A 1,467-nucleotide genomic window follows, 5' to 3' on the forward strand; every position below is an offset into this window, starting at 1 on the left:
ATGCGAGCTATTTATCTTCCACAGTATACGCTCGGTCGCTGCGATCTGATATGGGCGCATGATTAGCAGCGTATCGCTAGCGTCAAATACGCAGTATTTTGTCAGTATGCTTAAAAGCGTATTTTTTGCTAGAAAAGTCGCAGTAAAGTCCTTTATGTCCTTGATAGGATAATTTTTAGAATCTGCCCAGTTGATAGTAAAATCGAAGCTAGTTTTATCGCGCTTTGTAGTATTTGCAAAGTAGCGCGTATCCGTGCCGTTTGAAATAACAAAAATTTGCAGGTATTTAAAGAGTGAATTTGACGCGTTAAAGCTCTCTTTGGCATAGCGGTGGATTTGATTGAACGCTTCTCTTATCGCCACGCCGCGCTTTTTTAGTTCGATTTGCACGAGCGGCAAGCCATTAATCAAAATCGTAACGTCGTATCTATTTGTGTGCGCGCCCGTCTGCTCGAATTGATTAACGACTTGCACGCTATTTCGTGCGATATTTTTCTTATCGAGAAGGTAGATATTTTGTATATGTCCGTCATCAAAAACAAAATCATAAATGTGATTATCTTGGATTTTGCGAGTTTTTTCATTTACGCCGTCGTTTGGCGCATCCAGATATTCGCTAAGCAGCTTAGCCCACTCAGAAGGCGTAAATTTAACCTCGTTTAGGCTTTCTAGTCGCTGTTTTAAATTTTCCAGTAGCTTTTCCGGCGAGTTTATGTCTTTTGCGTATTCGTAGCCTTGCGCGACTAGATCGCTTATCAGCTCGCGCTCCATATCCGCTTCGCTTTGGTAGGTCGAGGGCTGGATGATTTTTTCATATTCGTCCAGGACTATAAAATTTTTACTCTCGGCTATCGGCTTGATTTCGGTCATTTTGTTTCCTTTTTAGGCTGATTTTTCTTTAAAATTTAAGAGCAAATCCCTGTAATACTCATATTGCTTACGTCTTAGCTCTATCTCTCGCGGCAGACCGTCGCTTATGGAGTTCACGAGCGTGTCGAATTTATCAAGGACTTCGACGATTTTGCGCTGGGTTGATAATGGAGGAACGGGGATTTTGTATTCCAAAATAGCATTCTTATTTCCTCGTGGCATCTTTGCGCCTTTTGCATGTTTCATATTGTAATCAATGAAAACCAAGATATTATAGGTAAGTTTGGCATTCAAAAATATGGGGAAGACGAACCAATTAGTACAGTAGGAATGTCAAAATCAAAGAAATTTCAAGATTTACTTAAGGAGTGATTTCGATGTTTTACAATGATGAAGAAAAGAATAAGATTGCTTGGCAAGAATATACTAGTTATAAAATCGGTGACAAGTCAAAGAAAGTGCCCAGCAAAAGAGAAGTGGCATTCAGGAATTGCAGGATAATAAGTAAGGCTTTGTTTTTACCAGCCTCACACCGGATAACTCCCGCCCGTTTAAGGCGGGTTTTTATATGAACTGTCTTCTAGGTTTTCATATTGG

The 1,467-nt window shown here is 40.1% G+C and carries 2 protein-coding genes; both read right to left on the reverse strand.

The features are described 5' to 3' along the window. Positions 1 to 870, reverse strand: an 870-nt coding sequence (locus Q0095_RS09795) for a type I restriction endonuclease (protein WP_297883335.1), incomplete at its 3' end; no start/stop codon positions are given. A 12-nt stretch (positions 871 to 882) separates the two neighbouring features. Then, positions 883 to 1,164: a restriction endonuclease subunit S gene (locus Q0095_RS09800; RefSeq protein ID WP_297883336.1), complete on the reverse strand. Its 282-nt coding sequence runs from the start codon at positions 1,162 to 1,164 to the stop codon at positions 883 to 885. Between the last annotated feature and the right edge of the window lie 303 nt (positions 1,165 to 1,467).

The sequence above is a fragment of the uncultured Campylobacter sp. genome (genome assembly GCF_938045535.1).
Lineage (GTDB): Bacteria > Campylobacterota > Campylobacteria > Campylobacterales > Campylobacteraceae > Campylobacter_B.